The 15952-nt window shown below is 67.2% G+C and carries 20 protein-coding genes; 12 read left to right on the top strand and 8 right to left on the bottom strand.

Annotation, left to right across the window (positions count from 1 at the left end; genetic code table 11):
- The first annotated feature begins 40 nt into the window (after positions 1-40).
- The 4 genes from arfB to ACZLZY_RS13085 all read left to right on the top strand — a co-directional run bounded on the left by arfB (position 41) and on the right by ACZLZY_RS13085 (position 2125).
- The gene (arfB, locus tag ACZLZY_RS13070; RefSeq protein ID WP_472934355.1) at positions 41-478 is read left to right on the top strand and encodes an alternative ribosome rescue aminoacyl-tRNA hydrolase ArfB; all 438 of its coding nucleotides are present in this window, start codon (positions 41-43) and stop codon (positions 476-478) included.
- A 189-nt stretch (positions 479-667) separates the two neighbouring features.
- Complete coding sequence (msrB, locus tag ACZLZY_RS13075; protein WP_472934356.1) at positions 668-1174, top strand: peptide-methionine (R)-S-oxide reductase MsrB; 507 nt, start codon at positions 668-670, stop codon at positions 1172-1174.
- 199 nt (positions 1175-1373) lie between these two features.
- Complete coding sequence (locus tag ACZLZY_RS13080; RefSeq protein ID WP_472934357.1) at positions 1374-1811, top strand: Hsp20 family protein; 438 nt, start codon at positions 1374-1376, stop codon at positions 1809-1811.
- A gap of 59 nt (positions 1812-1870) precedes the next feature.
- Positions 1871-2125 carry a BQ00720 family protein gene (locus ACZLZY_RS13085; RefSeq protein ID WP_472934358.1) on the top strand — a complete coding sequence of 85 codons (255 nt, stop codon included), beginning with the start codon at positions 1871-1873 and terminating at the stop codon, positions 2123-2125.
- A gap of 135 nt (positions 2126-2260) precedes the next feature.
- On the opposite strand, the gene ptsN is transcribed toward ACZLZY_RS13085, so the two are convergent.
- The 6 genes from ptsN to lptC all read right to left on the bottom strand — a co-directional run bounded on the left by ptsN (position 2261) and on the right by lptC (position 7725).
- Positions 2261-2725, bottom strand: a complete 465-nt coding sequence (gene ptsN, locus ACZLZY_RS13090) for a PTS IIA-like nitrogen regulatory protein PtsN (protein WP_472934461.1) — start codon at positions 2723-2725, stop codon at positions 2261-2263.
- Positions 2726-2877: 152 nt separating this feature from the next.
- A complete protein-coding gene (gene hpf, locus ACZLZY_RS13095; RefSeq protein ID WP_472934359.1) occupies positions 2878-3465 on the bottom strand; it encodes a ribosome hibernation-promoting factor, HPF/YfiA family in 588 nt (195 codons plus the stop codon).
- Positions 3466-3775: 310 nt separating this feature from the next.
- Positions 3776-5284, bottom strand: coding sequence for an RNA polymerase factor sigma-54 (rpoN, locus tag ACZLZY_RS13100; RefSeq protein WP_472934360.1), 1509 nt, complete (start codon positions 5282-5284; stop codon positions 3776-3778).
- 149 nt (positions 5285-5433) lie between these two features.
- Positions 5434-6183 carry an LPS export ABC transporter ATP-binding protein gene (lptB, locus tag ACZLZY_RS13105; protein ID WP_472934462.1) on the bottom strand — a complete coding sequence of 250 codons (750 nt, stop codon included), beginning with the start codon at positions 6181-6183 and terminating at the stop codon, positions 5434-5436.
- A gap of 226 nt (positions 6184-6409) precedes the next feature.
- Positions 6410-7018 carry an LptA/OstA family protein gene (locus ACZLZY_RS13110; protein WP_472934361.1) on the bottom strand — a complete coding sequence of 203 codons (609 nt, stop codon included), beginning with the start codon at positions 7016-7018 and terminating at the stop codon, positions 6410-6412.
- A complete protein-coding gene (gene lptC / locus ACZLZY_RS13115; RefSeq protein WP_472934362.1) occupies positions 7015-7725 on the bottom strand; it encodes an LPS export ABC transporter periplasmic protein LptC in 711 nt (236 codons plus the stop codon). Before lptC ends, ACZLZY_RS13110 begins: the two co-directional genes overlap by 4 nt.
- A 284-nt stretch (positions 7726-8009) precedes the next feature.
- Between lptC and sppA the strand changes: the two genes are divergently transcribed.
- The 3 genes from sppA (at position 8010) to ACZLZY_RS13130 (ending at position 9994) form a co-directional block, all read left to right on the top strand.
- A complete protein-coding gene (gene sppA / locus ACZLZY_RS13120) occupies positions 8010-8990 on the top strand; it encodes a signal peptide peptidase SppA (protein ID WP_472934363.1) in 981 nt (326 codons plus the stop codon).
- Positions 8991-9197: 207 nt separating this feature from the next.
- Positions 9198-9482 (top strand): integration host factor subunit beta, encoded by a 285-nt coding sequence (locus tag ACZLZY_RS13125; RefSeq protein ID WP_472934364.1) that lies wholly within the window; start codon positions 9198-9200, stop codon positions 9480-9482.
- Between the two features lie 152 nt (positions 9483-9634).
- Positions 9635-9994 (top strand): lipopolysaccharide assembly protein LapA domain-containing protein, encoded by a 360-nt coding sequence (locus tag ACZLZY_RS13130; RefSeq protein WP_472934365.1) that lies wholly within the window; start codon positions 9635-9637, stop codon positions 9992-9994.
- A gap of 148 nt (positions 9995-10142) precedes the next feature.
- Here ACZLZY_RS13130 and ACZLZY_RS13135 read toward each other — a convergent pair whose 3' ends face one another.
- On the bottom strand, positions 10143-10628 hold the full coding sequence (locus ACZLZY_RS13135; protein ID WP_472934366.1) for an SRPBCC family protein: 486 nt from the start codon (positions 10626-10628) through the stop codon (positions 10143-10145).
- 239 nt (positions 10629-10867) lie between these two features.
- Between ACZLZY_RS13135 and ACZLZY_RS13140 the strand changes: the two genes are divergently transcribed.
- From ACZLZY_RS13140 to olsB, 5 genes are all read left to right on the top strand, one after another.
- Positions 10868-11935 carry an RsmD family RNA methyltransferase gene (locus ACZLZY_RS13140; RefSeq protein ID WP_472934367.1) on the top strand — a complete coding sequence of 356 codons (1068 nt, stop codon included), beginning with the start codon at positions 10868-10870 and terminating at the stop codon, positions 11933-11935.
- Complete coding sequence (locus tag ACZLZY_RS13145; RefSeq protein WP_472934368.1) at positions 11935-12807, top strand: TrmH family RNA methyltransferase; 873 nt, start codon at positions 11935-11937, stop codon at positions 12805-12807. Before ACZLZY_RS13140 ends, ACZLZY_RS13145 begins: the two co-directional genes overlap by 1 nt.
- Positions 12808-12812: 5 nt before the next feature.
- Positions 12813-13301: a signal peptidase II gene (lspA, locus tag ACZLZY_RS13150; RefSeq protein ID WP_472934369.1), complete on the top strand. Its 489-nt coding sequence runs from the start codon at positions 12813-12815 to the stop codon at positions 13299-13301.
- A gap of 49 nt (positions 13302-13350) precedes the next feature.
- Positions 13351-14343 carry an acrylyl-CoA reductase (NADPH) gene (gene acuI, locus ACZLZY_RS13155; RefSeq protein ID WP_472934370.1) on the top strand — a complete coding sequence of 331 codons (993 nt, stop codon included), beginning with the start codon at positions 13351-13353 and terminating at the stop codon, positions 14341-14343.
- A 137-nt stretch (positions 14344-14480) separates the two neighbouring features.
- Positions 14481-15404 carry a l-ornithine N(alpha)-acyltransferase gene (olsB, locus tag ACZLZY_RS13160; protein WP_472934371.1) on the top strand — a complete coding sequence of 308 codons (924 nt, stop codon included), beginning with the start codon at positions 14481-14483 and terminating at the stop codon, positions 15402-15404.
- 137 nt (positions 15405-15541) lie between these two features.
- Here the strand turns inward: olsB and ACZLZY_RS13165 are convergent, their stop codons facing one another.
- A complete protein-coding gene (locus ACZLZY_RS13165; RefSeq protein WP_472934372.1) occupies positions 15542-15841 on the bottom strand; it encodes a DUF1236 domain-containing protein in 300 nt (99 codons plus the stop codon).
- Positions 15842-15952 lie beyond the last annotated feature (111 nt).

Consider the following 15952-nt stretch of genomic DNA (forward strand, 5'->3'; position numbering starts at 1 on the left):
GCCGCAGCGGGCCGCAGCGGGGCCTTAGGGAGAAACGGCGATGAGCGAGGAAGAGGACGGGCTGCGCGTCAATGCCCGGCTGCTGATCCCCGGCGCCTTTCTCGAGGAAAGCTTCATCCGCTCGAGCGGCCCCGGCGGGCAGAACGTCAACAAGGTCGCGACCGCCGTGCAGTTGCGCTTCGACGCGCGCGGCGCCCGGGTGCTGTCCGACGAGGTGGCGGTGCGGCTGATGAAGCTGGCCGGCAGCCGCACGACGAAGGCCGGCGAGATCCTGATCGAGGCCTCGCGCCACCGCACCCAGGAGCGCAACCGCCAGGACGCGCGCGACCGCCTGATCGCCTTGATCCAGGAAGCGCTCGTCCCGCCGCCGCCGCCGCGCAAGAAGACGCGGCCGTCGAAGGGCTCGGTCGAGCGGCGGCTGACCGGCAAGCGCGTGCGCGCCGACGTCAAGAAGGGCCGTGGCCGCGTCGACGACTGACGTAGGCTCCGGACCCAAAAACCATCCGCCTTGCCCACCGCGCACCAATCCCCCGTCTGTTCGCCGTGAACGAATGCACGCGCTCAACACGTCCGCGTGCTTGCGGTCCGGGCACGGGACTCGGCTCTGGTGCCAGCGCGCCCAGCGGCTACATAATGGGAAACCATCACTCTATATTTGGAGGGCGCCATGCAGCGTCGGCAGTTTCTTCAGACCAGCGCAGCGCTTTCCGTGACCCTTCTCAGCGGCGTCGCGCTTTTCGGTTTCGGCCGGCCCGCAGAAAGCGCCGAGGGTGATTTTCGCTTCAAGCTGACCGACGAGGAATGGCGCAAGAAGCTGACGCCCGACCAGTACACCGTGCTGCGCCAGGAAGGCACCGAGCGGCCCTTCTCCAGCCAGCTGAACCACAACGAGAAGCAAGGCACCTACAGCTGCGCCGGCTGCGACACGCCGGTCTACACCTCCGACACCAAGTTTGACTCCGGCACCGGCTGGCCGAGCTTCTATGCGGCGATCGCCGGCAATGTCGGCAATACCACGGACTACAAGCTGGTCTATCCCCGCACCGAGGAGCATTGCGCCACCTGCGGCGGCCATCTCGGCCATGTCTTCGACGACGGCCCCGCCCCGACCGGCAAGCGCCACTGCATCAACGGCGTCGTCCTGAACTTCCGCGAAAACGGCACCGCATCCTGACGGTACAGCGCCTGGTGTCGGTCTTGCAGTAAAGGGAGACGGTTTCTTTACCGATGAGGCGGAGCATAAGGAGGCGGGGATTCGAGGCCGCGACCTGATTGAACTCGGAGAAAGCCGACGCCATATGAGGTGAACAGTGCCGGAGACGCCGCTTCCCTTGGGTCTCCATCCAAAGTCGCTTTCACAAGGACTTGGCTTGATGAGCCGGATGACACCGTTTTCCAGTCCCTTTCTGCTGGGCTTCGATACCGTCGAGCGAACCCTCGAGCGCATCGGGAAAGGCGGGGAAGGCTATCCTCCCTACAACATCGAGCGCATTGGCGAGGAGGGCGAGGACGGCCCGACCGGGTCGCATTTCCTGCGGATCACGCTGGCGGTCGCCGGCTTCCGTCCGGAGGATCTCGAGGTGACCACGGAGGAGAACCAGCTGACCATTCGCGGCCGACAGGGCGACGAGAAGGACCGCGACTATCTCCACCGGGGGATTGCCGCGAGACAGTTCCAGAAGAACTTCCTGTTCGCCGACGGGATGAAGATTATCGGGGCAACGCTGAAGAACGGCCTGCTGCTGATCGATCTCGCAAGACCCGAACCGGAGCGCATCGTAAAGCGCATCGAGATTAATGTCACCGCGTGAAGACCGGTCCGGTGGATCGATTATGACCGCGCTACGTTTGCCTTTCAGGAGACGATAATATGACGAACACCATGCCGTCGACCATTTCCGAGACCGATCTCGCCGCCATCGGCGAAGGCCACGTCGCTTACCTCCGCCGCATGTCGTCGGACGACATCCGCGCCAAATTCCCGTCCGCGCAGTCGATCGCGCCTGGCATCAGCCTTTGGGCCTTGTTCGGTGCTGACGGTACGCCGCTCGCGGTTTCCGATGACCGCGGCAGCATTCTCGCCAGCGCTTCGGACAACTCTCTGACCACCGTCAGCATCCACTAAGCGGCGTATGAGGCAGCTCAGCAATTAGGCGACGTGGGTTGCCGCTGTAGTCAATATTCGAGAGTAGAGAGGGTGGCGAAAGCCACCCTTTTTTGTACCGTGATGGAGGATCGCGGGATGGGCCAGAAATCGATGTCAGGCGGCGTGCGGGGACCGTGACTCGGTCATCAGCGAATAGATCGTCTCGGAATCGCGGGACGAGCGCAGCCGGGCGACGGTTTCCGGGTTGCGCAGGAGCCGGGCGATCTTCGACAGCGCCTTCAGATGATCGGCGCCGGCGCCTTCGGGCGCCAGCAACAGGAAGACGAGATCGACCGGCTGGTCGTCGAGCGCATCGAACTCGATCGGGCGGCTGAGCCGGCCGAAGACGCCAACCAGCCGCGTCAGGTTGGACAGTTTGCCGTGCGGGATAGCGATGCCATTGCCGACCCCTGTCGAGCCCAGACGCTCGCGCTGCAGCACGGTCTCGAAGATCTCGCGCTCGGACAGGCCCGTCTGCTCGGCGGCGCGCTCGGACAGTTCCTGCAGCACCTGCTTCTTGGAAGTGGCCTTCAGCGCCGGCAGGATCGCCTCCGGCACAATGAGGTCGCCGAGGTCCATCGCGATGATCTTGGCAGGGGAATGCGACGTCATGAGGCTGGAAATCCGTATCTGAGGCGGGCTGCCGGTGAGACCGGATAGGCGGTCCCCGCAGCACATCGTCGGACGGGCATGGCTCGCGTCACCATGAACGCGGAGCCATGCCCGAGGCTTTACGCCTCGGTCTTGTAGGTCGAGGGGTCGACCCAGCCGAAATTGCCGTCGGCGCGGCGGTAGACGATGTTCACCTCGCCGCTGCCGGCATTGCGGAACACCACCACCGGGCTGTCCCGCCGGTCGAGTTCCATCACCGCGCTCGCCACCGACATGTAGCGGACCTGCAGCGAGGTCTCGGCGACGATCGCCGGTGCGTAGTCCTCCGGCACCTCGTCGATGTCGTCTTCCTCCGGCAAGGGCGCCTGCATGACGGTGTAGGCGACGTCGCGCTGCTGGCCGTTGCCGCCGGCATAATGGTCCTTCAGGCGGCGCTTGTAGCGGCGCAGGCGCTTCTCGATGCGTTCGGCGGAATCGGCGAAGGCGACCTCCGGATCATGCGCCTCGCCGGCGGCCTGGAAGATCACGCCGGTATCGAGGTGAAGGCTGCAGTCGCTGGAAAACCGCGGCCCGTCCTTCGACACCACGACCGTGGCGCTGAAATTGCCGTCGTAATATTTCCCGACCAGCTGGCCGAGCTTGTCCTCGATCCGTGTGCGAAACGCTTCGCCCACGTCCATATGTTTGCCGGATACCCGAACACTCATATTGCTAGCTCCTCCGGACAATCGATCCCGCTTCGACACGAAGTGGATCCGTCCCCTTGATACACCGGCCAGCTGGTTCTGGCCGGATCTTTTCGCGAAGGGCCCGCGCCAATCCGGCCGGCGCGGCCTTCTCGATCGCCATGGGTCCGACCGACGGTTTTAGGGTCGGCCTTCTAAGAACGATCGAACCTTCTGTCAACGCGAAGCACGGCTCTGCGATCCCCTGACACATCGCGTGATCGGGCTCGGTTCCGGCCGTCTTCTCCTCTGCATTCAGAAGAACGAACGCGATCAGATGCTTGACGGGCGGTCAGGACGCGAGCCGCCGGGCGTTAAATTCTCGGCGGCGTTGTATCGAGGACGGAATACCCAGCCCTTCCCGATATTTTGCGACCGTGCGCCGTGCCAGATCCACGCCTTCGCGCTTCAGTTTCTCGGCGATATCGTCGTCGGAGAGCACCGAGCCCGGCCCCTCGGCGCCGACCATGGTCTTGATGCGGTGCTTGACGCTCTCGGCCGAATGCGCGTCGCCGCCGGAGGAGGAGGCGATCGCCACGGTGAAGAAGAATTTCAGTTCGAACGTGCCGCGGGGCGTCGCCATGTACTTGTTGGCGGTGACCCGGCTGATTGTCGATTCATGCATGCCGACGGCCTCGGCGACGCTCATCAGCGTCAGCGGCTTCAGCCCGGTAATGCCTTCCATCAGGAAGCCGTCCTGGCGGCGGACGATCTCGCTCGCGACCTTCAGGATGGTGCGGGCGCGCTGGTCGAGCGAGCGGACCAGCCAGTTGGCGGAGGCGTGGCAGTCCGAGATGAAGGTCTGCTCCGCCTTGTCGAGCCGCCCGGTGGCGATGCGCTGGACATAGTCGGACTGGACGAGGACCTTCGGCAGCGCGTCCGGGTTCAGCTCGATCCGCCAGCTGCCGTCGGACGCCGCCTCGACCACGACGTCGGGCACGACGACGTCCACCGCCGAGGCCTCGAATCCCTGGCCGGGCTTGGGGTCCAGCCGGCGGATCTCCGCCAGGATGTCCATCAAGCCGCTCTCGTCCTCGCCGGTGATCCGGCGGAGCGCGGCAAAGTCGCGGCGGCCGAGGAGGTCGAGATGCGCGAGGACGCTTTCCATCACCGGGTCGAGACGGTCCTGCCGGCGCAGCTGGATGGCGAGGCAATCGGAAAGGTCCAGCGCGAACAGTCCGGCCGGCTCCGCCTCGCGCTGCAGCCGGGCGATAATGTCGGCCAGCCGGGCCGGCTCGATGCCAAGCGTTTCGGCGGTCTGCCCGACATCGAGGCGGAGATAGCCGACCTCGTCGAGCTGCTCGATCAGGCTCTCGGCGATCTTGCGCTCCAGCGGATCGCGGATCGCCTCCTGGATCTCCTGCAAGGCGTGGGCGTAGAGCGAGGGCCTCGCCTCGGCCAGCGCCTCGATGAACGAGGCGCCCGAGCCGCCACCGCCGCCGGCACCGTCATGGCCGCTCGGCTGCAGCGGGCTGCGCTCGTCCGCCGGCGTGCCGGCGGCGGGCTCGACCGCGTCGAAGCCGTCGTCATAGGCGTCGCCGTCCTCGCGCGCGCCGGACAGAGCGGTCTCGCCGCTGCTGGCCTCGGCAGGAACGCCTGCCTCCGCAGCGCCCTCGTTTCCCTCCGCGCTGCCGGAATCGGCGCCGGCGTCGGTCGCGAGCAGCGGGTTCTTCTCCATTTCCTGGTCGATGAAGGTTTGCAGCTCGCGGTGCGAGAACTGCAGCAGCCGGATCGACTGCAGCAGTTGAGGGGTCATCACCAGGCTCTGGCTTTGACGCATCTGGAGCTTAGCGGAGAGCATCGAACACGCCTTGCGAACACATCCCGGACAGGATGGCCGGACAAAAACCCCGTCCGGGCCGACCGGCATCAAAGCTGGTCCGCATCTTGCTTGTCAATGCGCCCCCGGCTTTCGCCGAGCGAAACTGCCGCTCGGTCAAGACTGCCGGGTCAGAAGGTAAACTGGTCGCCGAGATAGAAGCGCCGGACGTCGACATTGTCGACGATTTCCTGCGGGTCACCATGCGTCAGGACGGCGCCGGCATGCATGATGTAGGCGCGGTCGATGAGGCCGAGCGTCTCGCGGACGTTGTGGTCGGTGATGAGGACGCCGATGCCGCGCTGGGTGAGGTGGCGCACAAGGTCCTGGATGTCGGAGACGGCGATCGGATCGACACCCGCGAAGGGCTCGTCGAGCAGCATGAAGGTCGGCCGTGAGGCGAGTGCCCGGGCGATCTCGCAGCGCCGACGCTCGCCGCCGGAAAGCGCCGTCGCCGGGGACTTGCGCAGGTGCTCGATGTGGAACTCCTCAAGCAAGGCGGTCAGCTGGTCCTCGCGGGCCGACTTGTCCTTCTCGACCACTTCCAGCACGGCGCGGATGTTGTCCTCGACCGACAGGCCGCGAAAGATCGAGGCCTCCTGCGGGAGGTAGCCGATGCCGAGGCGCGCCCGGCGGTACATCGGGATCTGCGTGATGTCGTGCCCGTCGAGCTCGATCCGGCCGCCATCGACCGGCACCAGGCCGGTGATCATGTAGAAGCACGTCGTCTTGCCGGCGCCGTTCGGGCCGAGGAGGCCGACGGCCTCGCCGCGGCGCACGAAGACGTCGACATTGTCGACGACGCGGCGCCCGCGATAGGACTTGGTGATGCCGCTCGCCACCAGCGTGCCGGCCGTATCGGTGCGCGCGGCGTCCCCCATCAGCGCATCGCGCGAGCCGGGCGCGGCGCCGATGATCCGCTGCGGGCCGGGGGCCGGGGCGCGGGTGTCGCGGTGCATCGGGGTATCGGTCATATGGCTAGGCCCACTGGATTGGGTTCGGCCCGCGCGGCGCGGGCAATGCGCAACCGGCGGGCGTCCTGTTGCGGTAAGCGGCCCCTCGCAAGGCGCTGGAACGGCGGCCCTTGCGGGCCGCCAGCAGCGCGGCCTACTGGCCGGCGGGCTTCTGGTCGGGCGCCATCAGCATCTTGATGCGGCCACCGCTCTTGCCGCCGCCGCTGAACTGGGCGATGCCGGTGTCCATGTGGATGGTGAGCTTGGGCCCCCGGGCGACGTTCTCGCCTTGCGACAGCACCACGTTGCCCGTCAGGATAGCGAGCTGCGTCTTCATGTCGAAATTGGCGGTCTCGGCCGTCGCCACCTGGTCGGTCGACTTGATGTAGACCTTGCCGCTCGCCTCGATCCGGTCGATCTGGTTGTTGCCGCCCGGCAGCGCGCCCTTGGAGGCCGCAAGCTTCGGCTTCGGCGCGTCCGCGGGGGCCTTCGCATCGGCCGCCGGCGCCTTGATGTAGTAGACCAGGAGCTTCGCCGTCTTGATCAGCGTCTCGCCCTGCGACACCGAGACGTTGCCACTGAAGGTCGCAAGCGCCTTGGCGTCGTCGACGTCGAGCTGGTCGGACTCGATCGCGATCGGCTGGTCGCCTTGAACGTTGAGGCCGTTGAAGGTGCCGGGCGCCTGGGCGAAAGCCGGTGCGGCTGCGCAGAACAGGCCGGCCAGGACGAGATGGCGGGCGAAGGGAAGAAGCGGGCGTGTCATGGCGCGGAGCTTTCGGATGGGGCGGGGCGGGCGGTGTCGGACGCAGCACTCGCGTCGGTCGGAGCGTCTGCGGCGGAGGGCAGCATGGTCATCTTCACGCCGTCGCCAAAGCTCAGGAGCTTGCCGCCGTTCTTGACGGTGAGGGAGCCGGCGTTGATCGTCTGGTTGGGCATGTCGATCGCCACGGGACCCTTGCCGACCATGTTGCCCGCGGCGAGGTCGATCTCGGCATCCTTCAGCCGGATCGACATGCCATCGGTGGTGTCGACGGTGATGGCGTCGAAGAGGTTCAGCTTCTGCGCCTTCTGATCGAAATGGCCGCGCGTGGCGACGATGTCGGCCGTGGTATCGGCGCGCACGCCGACATTCGCCTTGATCGTCTCGAGATCGACGCCGCCGCCGTCGAGCGACTGGATGGCGCGCTGGGCGACCATCGAATAGGGCCGGCCGGCCTTGTCGAAGCCCGTCATCCGCGGGTCCTCCATGACGATGCGGCCGTTGTCGAGGCTGGCGGAGGAGATCGAGACGTCGTCCGGCAGGCTGCGCGCGAAGAAGGTGACGAGACCGCCGCCGACCACGATGATCACGGCAAGCATCGGCAAGCCGATTTTCAGCAGCCGGACGAGGCGCGAGTGACGCCGGGCACGGGCAAACTCGCGCTCCGAGCGGACATGGTCGTGCTGGCCGCCGAAGGCAGCCGTCGGCACGGCCCGATCCATGTGTCCTGTGCTCGCCGTCAAACCGCTTGTCCTGCGCTTTCTGCCTGATGCTGCATCACGATGGGGCCCGATCGCCAGGCCAGGCGCCGGGGCGGGCGGCGAACGAAGGTCTTCGTGACCGCTCCCGAAAGAGCCAGCCGGTATGTCAGCAATATGGGATTTTTGCGTCCCGTTAAAGAGAGGGGGCCCCGCCCGCGTTTTTGTCGCGCTTGGCAAGTCCCCAGCGAAAGTCTATCGAACAAGGGTTAGCAAATCATGATGGTGGACGTGACTTGGCCTCTGCACAGGACCTGATCGACCGGCGACGCCTACGGCGCAAGCTCGGCTTCTGGCGCGTGCTGGCGGTGCTCTTCCTCGCCGCGGCGGTGGTCGGCATCCCGCTGGCGCTGCGGTCCGCCGATGGCCCGCTCGGCGTCGGCGACCAGATCGCACGGGTGAAGATCGAGGGCCTGATCACCGAGGACGAGAAGCTGCTCGACCTCCTGAAGGATCTGAAGGACGACGCCTCGGTCAAGGCGGTGATCCTGCAGATCGACAGCCCCGGCGGCACGACGGTCGGCGGCGAGACGCTCTACCGCGCCGCCCGCGCGATCGCCGAGGTCAAGCCGCTCGCCGCCGAGGTCGGGACGCTGGCCGCCTCCGCCGGCTACATGGTCGCCGCGGCCTCCGACCACATCGTCGCACACGACACCTCGATCGTCGGCTCGATTGGCGTCCTGTTCCAGTATGTCGACGCCTCGGTCCTCCTTGGAAACGTCGGCGTCGACGTCCGGGCGATCAAGTCCTCGCCGATGAAGGCCGAGCCATCGCCTTTCGCGCCGGCGAGCCCCGAATCGCAGGAGATGATCCGCCGTTTGGTGATGGACACCTATCAGTGGTTCGTCACTTTGGTCGGCGAGCGCCGCCCGATCGACGCGGCCGAAGCGCTGCGGCTGGCCGACGGGTCGGTGTTCACCGGCCGGCAAGGGCTCGCCAACCACCTCGTCGACGCGCTGGGCGGCGAGGACGAAGTGCGTTCCTGGCTGGAGAACGACCGGAAAGTCGCCAAGGGCCTCGACATCGTCGACCGCGAGCCGGCCAAGGACGAGGGCTTCGGCTGGTCGCCCTTTGCGCAGGCGCGCGCCTTCGCCTTTGCCACCCTCGGCCTCGATCCGGCGGCCGAGACCTTGCCGCAGGCGCTGGCGCGGGGCACCGGCCAGATCAGCGGCCTTGTCTCGCTCTGGGCGCCCGGCGCCGGCTTCGGCGGGCGGTAAGCCGGCCGTTCCGCAGCCGAAGAGCGATCTGGCATATTGATCTCGCCATCCCGCTGCCGTTAAGGTCGGGTTAGAGGTCACGCACCGCAGGCCGGCATTTGCCGGAGCCGCCGACGTCAGGCCCTTTCTCGGGCAGCATGGGTATTTCTGGAAATTCCCGTCGGCGGACGATCCGCCCCTTTCGACCCAAAGACACTGGAGCAGTCCGTGATCAAGTCCGAACTCGTGCAGATCATCGCGAGCCGAAACCCGCATCTCTACCAGCGTGACGTCGAGACCATCGTCAACGCCATCTTTGACGAGATCACCGACGCGCTCTGCGAGAGCAACCGCGTCGAGCTGCGCGGCTTCGGCGCCTTCTCGGTGAAGAACCGCCCGCCGCGCTCCGGCCGCAACCCGCGCACCGGCGAGTCGGTCGACGTCGAGGAGAAATGGGTGCCGTTCTTCAAGGCCGGCAAGGAGCTGCGCGAGCGCCTGAACGACGGCGGCTGACCCGCCCCGGCGGCTCTCGGACCGGTCCGCCGGACGAGCGCCGCAAGCCGCCATCGACACGGCGCGATTGACCATGCGCGCCGGACTGCCATATCGATGCTCTGGCAAGACCACGTCCGGTGAACCCAGGACGACAAGCGCAGGGATGCATGATGATCTCCAGAATTCTGTCCTTCGTGATCCTGGTGCCGCTGGCGATCCTCCTGGTCGTGTTCTGCGTGTCGAACCGCGAGGTGGTCACCATCTCGCTCGATCCGCTCGGCACCATGCCGCAGTTCACTTTCGGTCTGCCGCTGTTCATCATCCTGATGGGCGCGGTGATCGTCGGGGTTATCCTTGGCGGCATCGGCACCTGGCTGACCCAGGCGCACTATCGCCGCAACGCGGCCGTCCGCAAAGCGGAGGTCGCACGGCTTCGCCGCGAGGCGGATGACGCCAACGAGCGCCTGCGCCTGCTGCGCGAAGACTCGGTTCCGACGTCGACTGCCCTCGTCGCGCCCCGCGCCGCCTGATCTGACGCAGTCCGGCTTTTGCGACAGCGCTCATATGGGCGCTGACGCGCGGGAGGTCTGCTGGTGATCTTGTTTGGTTGAATGCTGAGGAGGTGCTGCGCTCGCGGCCAACCGCTTGGCGACTTGCCGCTCCTCATCCGTCCCTGACCTACGAGCCTGCTGGCTTCGAGACCCCTGGTGTCGACTGCGCGCCTGCCGCGAGGTGGGCGGCGAAGGCGTCGAAGAAGCGCGTGGCGAGCTTGTTGATGGTCGATTCGATCAGCCGGCCGCCGAACTGGGCGATCCGTCCGGAAATTTCGGTGTCGAGCACGGCATAGTGCACGACGGTCTCATGCCCGTCCGCCTCGAGCCGGACGTCGGCGCTGCCCTTGGCGAACCCCGCCATGCCGCCCTTGCCCTCGCCGATGATCGTGTAGCGCGAGGGCGCCTCGACGTTTTCGAGCCGGATGACGCCGTTCAGCCGCAGCCGGATCGGCCCGATCCGGAACGAGACCGTCGTCTCCATCCGGCCGGGCGAGGTCATTTCCAGCCGCTCGCAGCCGGGAATGCAGGCGCCGAGCACCAAAGGGTCGTTCAGCGCCGTCCAGACGGCATCCCGCGGGGCGGGCAGGCGAAATTCGCCGGTGAGATCCATATCCTCGTCCCTTCTGCCGCCTTCCTCGCTGCGGAAAAAGGACTGCTGCCGGCCAGAGCGCCCGGCATCCAAGAGGATGCAGGAAGGCCGTTTCATCTTTGAGAGGCGAGGGCATCTGTCCGTCATGGGGTCGGTCGACCCCGGTTCGGCTTGCCCTGCCGCACGCCGGCGTTTTGCCAAGCGGCAGCCAAAGAGATAGAGGAGCCCATGCCGATTGTCAGCCGCAAGGAAATGCCCCGTTGAGCGGACCGCGCCGTCCCCGCAAAGAACCGCCGCCGTTCCGGCCGCGTGAAACCCGCCGGCGCGAAACGCCCGCAGCCGTCTCGGCGCCTGCCGAGCCGGCGCCAGAGCCAGCGGTCGCGCGCGTCGCCAATGCCGACCGGCCGCCGCTGCGCCAGCATGCCGGGCCACGTCCTGCCGAGCGGCTGCCGGTGATCCTCACCGTCGAGCCGGACGGCGACTACGCCCTCCTCGACTCCGGGGCCGGCGAGAAGCTCGAGCGCTACGGCCCCGTCGTCGTCCGCCGGCCGGAGAACCAGGCGATCTGGCAGCGCCGGCTTCCGGATGCCGAATGGGAGGCGGCCGACGCCGTCTTCACCGGCGATACCGACGAGGAAGGCATTGGCCGCTGGCGCTTCCCGAAGACGCCGCTCGGTGAGACCTGGCCGCTGCAGCACAAGAGTCTGTCCTATCTCGGCCGCTTCACCTCGTTCCGCCACACCGGCGTGTTTCCTGAGCAGGCCGGCCACTGGGCCTATGTCACGGCGGCGATCGAGGCGGCCAGGCGCCCGGTGCGGGTGCTCAACATGTTCGGCTATACCGGCCTTGCCTCGCTGCTCGCCGCCCGGGCCGGCGCCGAGGTGACGCATGTCGACGCCTCCAAGAAGGCGATCCTCTGGGCGCGCGAGAACCAGGAACTCGCCGGCCTCTCCGACAAGCCGATCCGCTGGATCTGCGAGGATGCCGTGCGCTATGCCGAGCGCGAAGTGAAGCGCGGCAGCCGCTACGACATCGTGCTCCTCGACCCGCCGAAGTTCGGCCGCGGGCCGAAAGGCGAGGTCTGGCAGATCTTCGACGACCTGCCCTATCTCCTCGACCTGTCGCGCGATCTCCTGTCCGAGCGCCCGCTCGGCCTGATCCTCACCGCCTATTCCATCCGCTCGTCCTTCTACTCGCTCTCGGCGCTGATGGCGCAGACGCTGCGCGGCAAGGGCGGCACGATCGAATCCGGCGAGCTGATCATCCGCGAGGCCGGCGACGAGCCGCGCAGCCTCTCCACCTCGCTCTTTTCGCGCTGGATCCCCTGATGTCCGACCATAATGACGACACGCCCGAACGCGCGCCGCGCCGGCCCGACCTCTCGGCGCCCGGCCGGGTCAAAGACCTTTCCAGCGTCTCCAACCCGATCATCAAGGACATCCGCGCGCTCGGGCTGAAGAAGCACCGCGAGGAGACCGGCCTGTTCATCGCGGAGGGGCTGAAGCTCGTCATCGACGCGCTCGACGCCGGCTGGAAGATCGAGACGCTGGTGGTGGCGAAATCCCAACTGCACAACCCGCTCTTGACCAAGACCGCCGCCCGGACCGTGGCGCTCGGCGCCGACGTGGTGGAGGCCTCGGAAAAGGTGCTGGGCGTCATCACAAGGCGCGACAACCCGCAGAGCGCCATCGGCGTCTTCAAGCAGAAGACCGTCGGCCTCGACGCGCTCGACATCGGCCGCGACGGCGTCGTCGTGGCGCTCGACCGCGTGCGCGATCCCGGCAATCTCGGCACCATCCTGCGCACGGCGGATGCGGTCGGGGCGAAGGGCGTGGTGCTGATCGGCGACTGCGTCGACCCGTTCTCGCTGGAGACCGTGCGTGCCACCATGGGCTCGATCTTCGCCGTGCCGATCGTCCGGGCGAGCGAGGGCCAGTTCCTCGGTTGGCGCACGAAATTCCGCGGCCTTGTCGCCGGCACCCACATGGCCGGCACCACCGACTACCGCACGCCCGACTATGCCGCGAAGGCGACGCTGCTGCTGATGGGCAACGAGCAGGCGGGCCTGTCGGAGCCACTGGCCAAATCCTGTGACGTCCTTCTGCGCATCCCCCAGGCCGGCCGCGCCGACAGCCTGAACCTTGCCATCGCCACCGGCGTCATGCTGTTCGAGGTCCGGCGCAAGGCGCTCGTGCTGTGAGGCCGATGCTCTGGATCAATGCGGTGATCGTCGCGCTCGCGGTCGTCGCCGACCAGGTGATCAAGGCCATCGTGGTGGCAGAGATGCCGCTCGGCAGCGCGATCGAGCTCCTGCCGTTCCTTGCGCTCTACCACGCCCGCAACGAGGGCATCGCCTTCTCGATGTTCGCCGGCTTCGACGACATTGGCCTCGTGCTGATGGCGACCGCCGTGCTCGGTTTCGTCGCCTGGCTCTGGTGGAAGACGCCGGCCGACCGGAAGTTGACGCATTTCGCCTTCGCCATCATCGTCGGTGGCGCGATCGGCAACCTGATCGACCGCGTGCGGCTCGGCTATGTCACCGACTACGTGCTGTTCCACACGCCGGTCTGGTCGTTCGCGGTGTTCAACCTCGCCGACGCCTTCATCTCCGTCGGTGCAGCGATCATCGTTCTCGACGAGTTCCTGTTGGCAGGCCGCAGGAAGCAGACGGCTGCCGAACCGCGCGGCGACTGAGGCCAAAGCGGGGTATGGGCACCGCGCAGAAAAGGCAAGGAGACGGCGGATGAGCGACAGTTTCAGGGCGATCCTCGTCTCGCGCGGCGACGATAAGGTGCAATCGGTCGAGATCGTCGAGATGACGCCGGACCAGCTGATGGACGGCGACGTCGACATCGCGGTCGACGCCACGACGGTGAACTACAAGGACGGCCTCGCCATCACCGGCCGCTCGCCGGTGGTGCGCCGCTGGCCGATGATCCCCGGCGTCGACCTTGCGGGCACGGTGATCTCGTCCGCCAACCCCGACTGGGTGGCGGGCGACCGCGTGGTGCTCAATGGCTGGGGCGTCGGCGAGACGCACTACGGCGCCTATGCCGGGCGCGCCCGGCTGAGGGGCGAGTGGCTGGTGCCGCTGCCCCCGGCCTTCACGCCGATGCAGGCGATGGGCATCGGCACCGCCGGCTATACCGCGATGCTCTGCGTCATGGCGCTCGAGGCCGCCGGCCGCAAGCCAAGCGATGGCCCGGTGCTGGTGACGGGCGCTGCCGGCGGCGTCGGCTCGATTGCCGTCGCGCTGCTTGCCAGCCTCGGCTGGCAGGTCGTTGCCTCGACCGGCCGGCCGGCGGAGGCGGAATATCTCACGGGCCTCGGCGCGACCGAGGTCATCGACCGGGCCGAGCTCTCCGCCCCCGGCAAGCCGCTGGCCGCGCCGCGCTGGGCCGCCGCGATCGATTCCGTCGGCAGCCATACCCTTGCCAATGTCCTGGCGCAAACCCATTACAAGGGTGTTGTCGCTTGCTGCGGGTTGGCTCAAGGCATGGATCTGCCGGCATCGGTGGCGCCGTTCATCCTCCGCGGGGTCTCGCTTCTCGGCGTCGACTCCGTCATGGCGCCGAAAGCGGAGCGGCTCGAGGCCTGGCGCCGGCTGGCGTCCGATCTCGATCCGGCACGGCTCGCCGACATCACCACCGAGATCGGCTTCGACGACATCATCGGCGCGGCGCAGCGGATCGTCGACGGCGGTATCCGCGGTCGCCTCGCGGTCGCCGTATCGTGAAGCGCCATAGGCCGATAAAGGGCGCAGGACTGCCACGAACGGCAGGCGGGCGCGTTTCGGTCACGAAAGCTTCGCGGAACGAATATAATTCGTTAGAACAGGCGGTGGAACCGCAGGTGTCTGAGGTGGAGGGTCACATGAACCTATTGAGGACGGCCGACGCCACGCCGGGCTCCGGCGACCTGGGGCACTATCCGCTGGGCGCCGTGGTGCGCGCTTTCGTTCCGGCGCCGGTGCGCCGGATGAAAGGCCGCTTCGATCCGAACGGCCGCATTCTCGGCCGCCTCGGAACCCTCGAAGTGCGCCTTGCCCGATCGCGCGACGAGGTGAAGGCGGCGCAGCAGCTGCGCTACCACGTCTTCTACGAGGAAATGTCGGCCAAGCCCTCGGTGCTGCAGAAGCTCACCCGGCGCGACAAGGATACCTTCGACCGCTATTGCGATCATCTTCTCGTGGTCGATACCGCCCGCGGCGGCCGCCTCGCCGAGCAGATCGTCGGCACCTACCGGCTGATGCTGCCGGAAGCGGCGGCGATGGCCGGAGGCTACTACACGGAACAGGAATTCCAGATCGCGCCGCTGATCGCCCGCCATCCCGGCAAGCGCTTCATGGAGCTCGGCCGCTCCTGCGTGCTGAAGCCTTATCGCGGCAAGCGCACGGTCGAGCTGCTCTGGCAGGGCATCATGGCCTATGTCCGCCAGCACCGCATCGACGTGCTGTTCGGCTGCGCCTCGCTGTCTGGCACCGATCCCGAAAGGCTGGCGTTGCCGCTGTCCTTCCTGCGATCCAACGCCTCGGCGCCGGCCGAATGGCGGGTCTCGGCGCAGCCGCACCGCGGCCTGCCGGTGAATGGGGACGTCGTCTGCGCTGACCCGCGCCGGGCGCTCGCCTCGCTGCCGCCGCTGCTGAAGGGGTACCTGCGGATCGGCGGCTATATCGGCGGCGATGCCGTGGTCGATACGCAGTTCGGCACCACCGACGTGCTGGTGGTGGTCCCGGTCGCCAACATCGATCCGCGCTACATCGAATATTACGGGCCGGACTCGCGCTTCGCCGCCTGAGCAACAGCAGGCTGCGGGCTCGCAGCGCTGCGGTCGGCAGCGTGGCGCCCGGCAAGCCAGTCTCCGGAATGCACCATCAGTTGATGACGGCCACGTCCTGCCTGCTCAATCAGTCCAGACGGGCCTTCGCCGGCGTTCTACTGTCCGACGCGAACGACGCTGCGCGTGGTGAGATCGACGATCACCGGCAGGCCGTTATAGTAGAAATAGGCGTAGCTCGCCTCGCCCTCGAGCGGCACCAGGTGGATCACTTCCGGCACGGTCTCGCCGAGCGTCGGCGCGAAGCGAAGGCTGGAATCGTCGACCGGGTTCTCGACCGCGAAATCATAGACGTTCACCCGCACCGCTGCCTTGGCGGGCTCCGCCGCCTGTCCATGCGCGATGCCGGTAAAGGCGAGCATTGTCAGGAGGGTGGTCAGCGACGGGCGGTGGGTCATGCGTTCCTCGGGGAATGGCAGGCGGACCAGATGGCCACCCGCACTCCCCCAATATAGAACGGCCCCCGCCGCTTGATAATGGCCGCGTGTGCGGCGCACGCAATTCTCTTG

The organism is Mesocryomonas lacus, from assembly GCF_055730135.2.

What these genes read in the sequence shown, in the direction of transcription:
- ACZLZY_RS13165 (WP_472934372.1), bottom strand. Translation starts at nt 15,841, where the DNA reads ATGACCCACCGCCCGTCGCTGACCACCCTCCTGACAATGCTCGCCTTT.
- ptsN (WP_472934461.1), bottom strand. Translation starts at nt 2,725, where the DNA reads ATGGACCTCGGCGACCTCATTGTGCCGGAGGCGATCCTGCCGGCGCTG.
- ACZLZY_RS13080 (WP_472934357.1), top strand. Translation starts at nt 1,374, where the DNA reads ATGAGCCGGATGACACCGTTTTCCAGTCCCTTTCTGCTGGGCTTCGAT.
- acuI (WP_472934370.1), top strand. Translation starts at nt 13,351, where the DNA reads ATGAGCGACAGTTTCAGGGCGATCCTCGTCTCGCGCGGCGACGATAAG.
- ACZLZY_RS13135 (WP_472934366.1), bottom strand. Translation starts at nt 10,628, where the DNA reads ATGGATCTCACCGGCGAATTTCGCCTGCCCGCCCCGCGGGATGCCGTC.
- hpf (WP_472934359.1), bottom strand. Translation starts at nt 3,465, where the DNA reads ATGAGTGTTCGGGTATCCGGCAAACATATGGACGTGGGCGAAGCGTTT.
- ACZLZY_RS13110 (WP_472934361.1), bottom strand. Translation starts at nt 7,018, where the DNA reads ATGACACGCCCGCTTCTTCCCTTCGCCCGCCATCTCGTCCTGGCCGGC.
- ACZLZY_RS13085 (WP_472934358.1), top strand. Translation starts at nt 1,871, where the DNA reads ATGACGAACACCATGCCGTCGACCATTTCCGAGACCGATCTCGCCGCC.
- msrB (WP_472934356.1), top strand. Translation starts at nt 668, where the DNA reads ATGCAGCGTCGGCAGTTTCTTCAGACCAGCGCAGCGCTTTCCGTGACC.
- lspA (WP_472934369.1), top strand. Translation starts at nt 12,813, where the DNA reads ATGCTCTGGATCAATGCGGTGATCGTCGCGCTCGCGGTCGTCGCCGAC.
- ACZLZY_RS13130 (WP_472934365.1), top strand. Translation starts at nt 9,635, where the DNA reads ATGATCTCCAGAATTCTGTCCTTCGTGATCCTGGTGCCGCTGGCGATC.
- olsB (WP_472934371.1), top strand. Translation starts at nt 14,481, where the DNA reads ATGAACCTATTGAGGACGGCCGACGCCACGCCGGGCTCCGGCGACCTG.
- arfB (WP_472934355.1), top strand. Translation starts at nt 41, where the DNA reads ATGAGCGAGGAAGAGGACGGGCTGCGCGTCAATGCCCGGCTGCTGATC.
- lptB (WP_472934462.1), bottom strand. Translation starts at nt 6,183, where the DNA reads ATGGGGGACGCCGCGCGCACCGATACGGCCGGCACGCTGGTGGCGAGC.
- rpoN (WP_472934360.1), bottom strand. Translation starts at nt 5,284, where the DNA reads ATGCTCTCCGCTAAGCTCCAGATGCGTCAAAGCCAGAGCCTGGTGATG.
- ACZLZY_RS13145 (WP_472934368.1), top strand. Translation starts at nt 11,935, where the DNA reads ATGTCCGACCATAATGACGACACGCCCGAACGCGCGCCGCGCCGGCCC.